6 protein-coding genes and 1 pseudogene are annotated in these 6,913 nt (G+C 41.4%); all 7 read right to left on the bottom strand.

What is annotated here, in order from left to right; genetic code table 11:
* Window positions 1-252: 252 nt before the first annotated feature.
* Entirely contained in the window at window positions 253-606 is a 354-nt protein-coding gene (locus tag GBI16_RS13575) for a hypothetical protein (protein ID WP_308463953.1), read from the bottom strand.
* 288 nt (window positions 607-894) lie between these two features.
* Entirely contained in the window at window positions 895-1,164 is a 270-nt protein-coding gene (locus GBI16_RS13570) for a pirin family protein (protein ID WP_228147025.1), read from the bottom strand.
* Between the two features lie 92 nt (window positions 1,165-1,256).
* Window positions 1,257-2,190 (bottom strand): annotated as a pseudogene (locus GBI16_RS13565) (IS5 family transposase).
* A gap of 81 nt (window positions 2,191-2,271) precedes the next feature.
* Complete coding sequence (locus tag GBI16_RS13560) at window positions 2,272-3,606, bottom strand: FMN-binding glutamate synthase family protein (protein ID WP_119063988.1); 1,335 nt, start codon at window positions 3,604-3,606, stop codon at window positions 2,272-2,274.
* Between the two features lie 27 nt (window positions 3,607-3,633).
* Complete coding sequence (locus GBI16_RS13555) at window positions 3,634-4,362, bottom strand: protein glxC (RefSeq protein WP_119063989.1); 729 nt, start codon at window positions 4,360-4,362, stop codon at window positions 3,634-3,636.
* Between the two features lie 26 nt (window positions 4,363-4,388).
* Entirely contained in the window at window positions 4,389-5,312 is a 924-nt protein-coding gene (locus GBI16_RS13550; protein WP_119063990.1) for a glutamine amidotransferase family protein, read from the bottom strand.
* 62 nt (window positions 5,313-5,374) lie between these two features.
* Window positions 5,375-6,766 carry a type III glutamate--ammonia ligase gene (glnT, locus tag GBI16_RS13545; protein ID WP_228199438.1) on the bottom strand — a complete coding sequence of 464 codons (1,392 nt, stop codon included), beginning with the start codon at window positions 6,764-6,766 and terminating at the stop codon, window positions 5,375-5,377.
* Window positions 6,767-6,913 lie beyond the last annotated feature (147 nt).

Here is a 6,913-nt window from a genome sequence, read left to right as displayed (position 1 = left end):
AAGATTCTGAGGGCTTAATTGCAGTATTAATGTTTCTAGAGATTTTGAAATAAAGTGAATTTGCTATAAAAAAAAGAAGTAATTAAGTCATTGGAGCCCTGCCCCAATGACTTTTAGAAGTATTGAATATTTTGCTTCCGCCAGTTATCTATAGCAGCAAAAACCAATAAAAAATCCGAAATTTAAGACAAACTTTTTATCAAAAATTTGACAGTTATGAAAATTTAAATTCATAACTCTCTCTTCTATTATTTAACCTTGCAATGTAGGCATGACAATTTCTTGCACAATTTGCCTCATTAATGTTGGATAAACGGTACATACGTCATTTGTTAGCCACGCAATGATGATACGTTTACGTCCTGTTGCTGTAACTGCTGCGGCAAAAATATCATCGTCCATTGCGTTGACGATGCCTAGACGCTTAATACACGCTTCGAACTCAACAGGTAAATTATCTTTCAGTTCATCCATCAAAGGTCCCTGAGCATATTTTTCCATACTTGAAGTAAGTACAGTCGGAATATTCAGAATTTTTGCTGTTTTAGCCAACATAACTGCATGGCGTTTCATCTCTTCAAGTGAAATCGAGTTAACCCAGCTCATTGTTCCAACTTGATGGTCAATCAATAACAATGCTGAATCTTCACTTGTAAATCGTTTGAGTTCCCTCATTTAATTTAATAATGGTTTAGCACTAAAAAAAAACGAGTTTTGCTCCTCGTTCGAGAGCTTTCAAAGTACTATACTGAGCTACTTCTTTTTCATTAAAAATAGGAACCTATAAATCATCAAGTTTAATGGTTTGATCATCTACCCTAACTTTGCCATAGACAGGTAAGAGAAAGCCTGAATGTTCAGGTGCTAAGTTCAAAACAAGTTCTGCGTTTGGTTCTAAAAACTAATGTCCAACATTGTGACTTCAGTGGGTGGAGTCAATGGCAGGCTAATAAAGATTAGTAGGGAATGTACGGTCTTTCCTGTTTCAGCAGGAACTTCTTCATGTACGATCCCTTTACCCGCAGTCGTCCAATGCAGACCACCTGATTTTATAAGATTTTGAGTCCCAATTGAGTCACGATTATTAATTCCTGTTTCTGAATCAAGGAATAAATATGAAACTGCTGAAAAGCCTTGATGGGGAGGAAAAGTCGGTCCACTCATCCAAGCATGATCAACACCAATAAATGGATTAGTTGCGTTGGGCTTTATTGCATAAAGCCTTTAAAGATAGAGTTCTTTTAAGCAACTCAAATTTAAGTTACAACTTGGGTATGTGGTCGACCTAATTCCATAAATTTGTTAAGGACTGCTACACATGCATGAACCTCATTGACTTGGCTTCGAAGGTTTCTTGAACTGAGTTTATCACTTAATAATTTGATGCAGTACATCTTGGTTTCAACCAAACTTCGGCGATGATAGCCTCACCATTTTTTCCATAGTGTCCTGCCTAAACGTTTTAACTGTTCGAAGTAATTCATTTCGCTCTAGCGAACTGGTCTTTGTATCTTTCCAAAACTTGGCATTTTTCCTAGGAGGAATCACTGCATGTTTTTGCCGATCCGCAATGACCGGACGGCATTTCTTGGTGTCATAAGCTCCATCGGTATAAACAGAGTCAATCTGCTCATCTTGTGGAATCTGATCAAGTAAATCACCAAGTACCTGTTAATCACTGACATTATTGATTGTGAGCTGAATAGCATGTGTTTGCATGGTTTTAGCATCTATACCAATATGTAATTTACGCCATTGGTGACGATATTCAGGCTGATGTTTCTTACGTTTCCATTCACCTTCACCTAAAAACTTCAAGCCCGTGGAATCGACGAGTATATGCAGTCTATTGCAACTCTTCTCATAGCTAATTTGAATATCAATATGCTTTTGTCTTCTACACAGCGTACTGTAATCTGGTGCTGCCCAATTTAATCCGCAAAGGTTAATCAGACTTTGAACAAAACCTGTGACCATGCGTACAGAGAGTCTGAATAAAGATTTAATCATTAAACAGCATTGAATAGCGGTGTCAGAGTAAGTTTGATTCCGACCATGATTGCCTTATGATTGTGCATACCACTGGGTCTTTGGATCGAACCAAATGGCAATATTCCCACGATTAATGAGAGGTCGGTTATATGCGGGCCAATTGGTTGTGCGGTAGATTTTGTGTGTAGGCTTCTTCATTTGAAAATCATATTGCTGAAGAAGCCCTTAAGAACAGTTTTGTGCAACTAAAGCCATTCAGAACCAAAATCATTTCTAAGCTTAATACTGTAATTGCCCTGGAACCCAGTTTGTTCCTGCAAGTGGTACACGGGCCATTGCTGCAGCTTCAACAGTTAACGCAACCAAATCTTCAGGGTCAAGGTTGTGTAAGTGCGATTTACCACAAGCGCGCGCCATGGTTTGGGCTTCTAATACCAAGACCCGTAAATAATTGGCTAAGTGGCGCCCTCCTTCAATTGGGTCTAAGCGTTGAGCCAACTCTGGGTCTTGGGTAGTAATCCCTGCAGGATCACGTCCATTCTGCCAATCATCATAATAACCCGACGCAGAGCCAATTTTATTTAACTCTTCATTTAAACGAGGATGGTTATCACCTAATGCAATCAGTGCAGCAGTGCCAATCGCCACTGCATCTGCACCCAATGCCATCGCTTTTGCAACATCAGCACCTGTACGAATTCCGCCTGAAACGATGAGCTGAACCTTACGATGCATTCCCATTTCTTGCAGCGCCTGAACAGCTTGAGGAATCGCAGACAAAATTGGAATACCGACATGCTCAATAAATACTTCTTGAGTTGCAGCAGTACCGCCTTGCATACCATCTAATACAATGACATCCGCCCCTGCTTTAACTGCAAGTTTGACATCATAGTACGGACGGCTCGCCCCGATTTTGACATAAATCGGTTTTTCCCAATCAGTAATTTCACGGATTTCAGCAATTTTAATGGCTAAGTCATCTGGACCTGTCCAATCAGGATGACGACATGCACTACGTTGATCGACACCTACTGGAAGTGTACGCATCCCCGCAACACGCTCAGTGACCTTCATACCGAGTAGCATGCCGCCACCGCCCGGTTTTGCACCTTGTCCGAGTACAATTTCAATGGCATCTGCTTTGCGTAAATCGTCTGGGTTCATACCATAACGTGAAGGAAGATATTGGTACACTAATGTTTCAGAATGACCACGCTCTTCAGGTGTCATTCCGCCATCACCTGTCGTTGTCGATGTCCCCACCATAGAGGCGCCACGACCGAGTGATTCTTTGGCATTGGCAGACAAAGCACCAAAGCTCATCCCTGCAATGGTCACTGGAATTTTTAAATGAATGGGGTTTTTCGCAAAACGTGTACCCAACACCACATCGGTGCCACATTTTTCACGGTAACCTTCTAATGGGTAACGCGACATACTCGCGCCCAAAAGCAGTAAATCATCAAAGTGTGGTAAATGGCGTTTAGTACCGCCACCACGAATATCGTAGATCCCTGTTGCAGCTGCACGTTGAATTTCTTGAATCGTCAAACGATCAAACGTAGCGGATTCACGTAATACTGGCTCAAATGTAGTAGTCGCTTGTGTCATGATGATTTCTCCAAATACGTTGAATTCTTAGTAAGCAGATGCATTGTCTACTTTGAAGTTATAAAGTTGGCGTGCGGAACCGTAGCGTTTAAATGTGCTTGGATCTTGGTCAAAACCCGCTTTTGCTAATAACTCAGTCAATTCAGCAATGTGCTCAGGGCGCATTTCTTTTTCAATACAATCTGAACCCAGTGATTTCACTGTGCCTTTAACATAAATACGGGTTTCATAGAGTGAGTCGCCAAGTGCATCACCTGCATCTCCACACACCACCAAGCGACCTGCTTGACCCATGAAGCAACTCATGTGACCGATACTACCGCCCACCACAATATCCACACCTTTCATGGAAATGCCACAGCGGGCACCTGCATCACCGTCAATCACAAGTAAACCACCATGTGCTGTTGCGCCTGCCGCTTGCGATGCATTGCCTTTAATATATACAGAACCTGACATCATATTCTCAGCTACTCCGACACCGACATTACCATTCACCACGATGTCTGCTTTTTGGTTCATACCCGCACAGTAATAACCTGCATGTCCATCAATGGTGACTTGAACTGGCGCTTTAATCCCAACGGCAATGTTATGTTGGCCCGCTGGATTCTTGATTTTCCAAGCTGTGACTTCTTCAACAATTTCTGCAGTATGTAACGCCTGATTCAGCTCGCGAATCGTATCCACGCTTAGATCATAAGTATCTTTAAAAATGGTTGAAGTCATTTTTTCTGCTAGTACTGTGCTATTCATATTTTTGCTCCAATTTTCCTGTTAACTTATGCTGCTGCACTACTATTGGTTGAAGAACGTTCCCAAACATATAAAGTCGCTGGCTCTGGCTCCCACACTTTGGCTTTATCAATATTCGGTAATGAGGCTAAGGCTTGATATTCAGAAGCCATGGCAACGTAATCATCCGTTTCAGCCAAAACCGCTGGTTTACAAGCAATCGGATCACGAATCACAGCAAAACCATCACGAGTGCCAATTGCAAAGGTGAAGAAACCATCTAAGTCATCTAGTGCGTGATTGAGGGCTTGCTCCAGATTGTCCCCTTGTTGTAAGCGCCAAGTGAGATAACCTGCCGCAACTTCCGTATCGTTATCTGTTTCGAAGCTGATGCCTTCACGTTTAAGTTCTTGACGTAAACGGGCATGATTCGATAATGAACCGTTATGTACTAAACATAAGTCGGCACCTGTAGAAAATGGGTGACTCCCCTCCATTGTTACAGCACTTTCAGTCGCCATACGGGTATGCCCAATGATGTGGCTACCTTTCATTTTAGCTAAGCCAAATCGCTCAGAAATTTCGACTGGAAGACCCATGCCTTTTAAGATTTCAATGCTTTGCCCCACACTCATAATTCTAAGTTCAGATGCAAGTTCAGTAATGGCAGCACGAACAGTTGTTTCATCTGCTTCGACTTTTAAAACTGCAGCAGTTGCATTTTGGAACCAGTCAAATCCTGTACCCAATTTGGCTTTTAAATTTTCCGCAAAACCTTGCCAGTTAAAAGATTCATCTGTCGTTTGTAAGGTTAATTTGACCCAACCGTCTTGTACTTCATCACCGTAAATGGCAAAGCCTGCACTGTCTGGACCACGACCAGTCATGGCTTCTAACATTGGCTCAAATAATTTGCCTAATTGTGATTCAAGCGCAGGATTTTTAAGATATAAACCAACAATTCCACACATATTCTTTCTCCGATTATTTTGTATTCATTGCTTTGTATTAGCGGTGACATTAGGTCTTTTGCTTAAAAGAACTCGGTATAACGCTGTATTTCCCAGTCCGAAACGTGACGACAGTATTCGACCCATTCCATACTTTTTTGTTCAATAAATTCATCCACAATCTCTGCACCCATTTTGTCTTTAAATAATGGATCAGCTTTTAGAGCATCCACTGCTTCTTTTAAGGACTGTGGTAAGGTTTCAATGCCACGTTCTGCAATTTCATCAAAACCTAAGGTGTATAAATTTTCATTGCATGCGGTCGGCGGGCTAAGTTCACGCTCAATACCATCTAAACCAGCGGCAATGATGGCTGCAGAAACTAAATAGGGATTACAGCCTGCATCTGGTAGTCGAAGCTCAATACGTCCATAGGGAATACGGACCATTGCCGAACGGTTATTTGCTCCGTAAGTGATAAAAGCAGGTGCCCATGTTGCGCCCGACAGTGAACGACCAACCACTAAGCGTTTGTAAGAGTTGACGGTTGGGGCACAAAATGCGCAAAGTGCTGGTGCATGAGCCAACAAACCAGCAATAAATTGGTAAGCCATTTTTGACAGCCCCATACCGCTTGGGTCGTTCGGATCATGAAATAAGTTATTTGATTCATCACTACCAATAGACAAATGGAAGTGCATTCCATTTCCTGCTCGTTTAGGATCTGGTTTAGGCATAAATGAACAAATCATGCCTAAATCATTGGCAATTTCTCCTGCTGCCATGCGGAAGAAAGTAAACATATCTGCCGAATTCATAGCATCACTATAAGTATAATTAATCTCAAATTGCCCATTGGCATCTTCATGATCAATTTGATAAATATCAAAACCTACGGGGATTAATGCTTCAGTTAAGCGCTCAAGGAACTGACGAGAACGGGAAAGACCTTTATAGTCATAACAAGGTTTATCTAAAGTATCTGAGTCATCCACAGCTTTTAATTTGCCATCTTCTCCACGACGGAAAAGACTAAATTCTGGTTCTAAACCTGTATTTAATGTCCAACCTTTCTCAGCCAAACGTTGTACTTGTTTACGCAGTACATAACGAGTGTCATAAGGGTGAGGTTTACCATTTACATGTCCTTCGCAAACCACGCGGCCATAACCAGGTTGCCAAGGGACAGGAATTAAAGTAGATAAATCCCCTTTTACCATAAAGTCAGGGCCATGCGGTTGCATTCCCATACCAGAAATTGCAAATCCAGCAAAGCCTACACCATCTTTCTCAATGGCTTTTAAACCAGAAATTGGAACTGATTTTGTTTTTGCTGCACCATGAATATCCACAAATTGTGCAAGCACATATTTCAAATGATGTTGATCAATGACTTTTTGTACTTCTGAACGATACATGGGTTTGTTGATCACTTCGTGGTGATCAAACATCTCCTTTACAGCCTGCTGCAACATGATTGACATACTCCTAATATGACAAAAACAGTGTTTGGCTTGAAAAATGCATTGAGATATTTATATTAATGCAAGTTTCATATCAAGAAATTTTATTTCCCAAAGAGAAAAGCAAATCTCTTGCCAAGTTTCATTTTTTGCAGAAGA

Origin of the sequence: Acinetobacter sp. TUM15064, from assembly GCF_008980265.1 — a bacterium.
In the GTDB taxonomy this organism is placed as follows: Bacteria; Pseudomonadota; Gammaproteobacteria; order Pseudomonadales; family Moraxellaceae; genus Acinetobacter.
This window is presented reverse-complemented; position numbering and strand designations above follow the sequence as displayed.

Bases quoted from the DNA above. Each gene is read 5' to 3' on its own strand.
- GBI16_RS13555 (WP_119063989.1), bottom strand. From the start codon at position 4,362: ATGAATAGCACAGTACTAGCAGAAAAAATGACTTCAACCATTTTTAAA.
- GBI16_RS13570 (WP_228147025.1), bottom strand. From the start codon at position 1,164: ATGAGTGGACCGACTTTTCCTCCCCATCAAGGCTTTTCAGCAGTTTCA.
- GBI16_RS13575 (WP_308463953.1), bottom strand. From the start codon at position 606: ATGAGCTGGGTTAACTCGATTTCACTTGAAGAGATGAAACGCCATGCA.
- GBI16_RS13550 (WP_119063990.1), bottom strand. From the start codon at position 5,312: ATGTGTGGAATTGTTGGTTTATATCTTAAAAATCCTGCGCTTGAATCA.
- GBI16_RS13560 (WP_119063988.1), bottom strand. From the start codon at position 3,606: ATGACACAAGCGACTACTACATTTGAGCCAGTATTACGTGAATCCGCT.
- glnT (WP_228199438.1), bottom strand. From the start codon at position 6,766: ATGTTGCAGCAGGCTGTAAAGGAGATGTTTGATCACCACGAAGTGATC.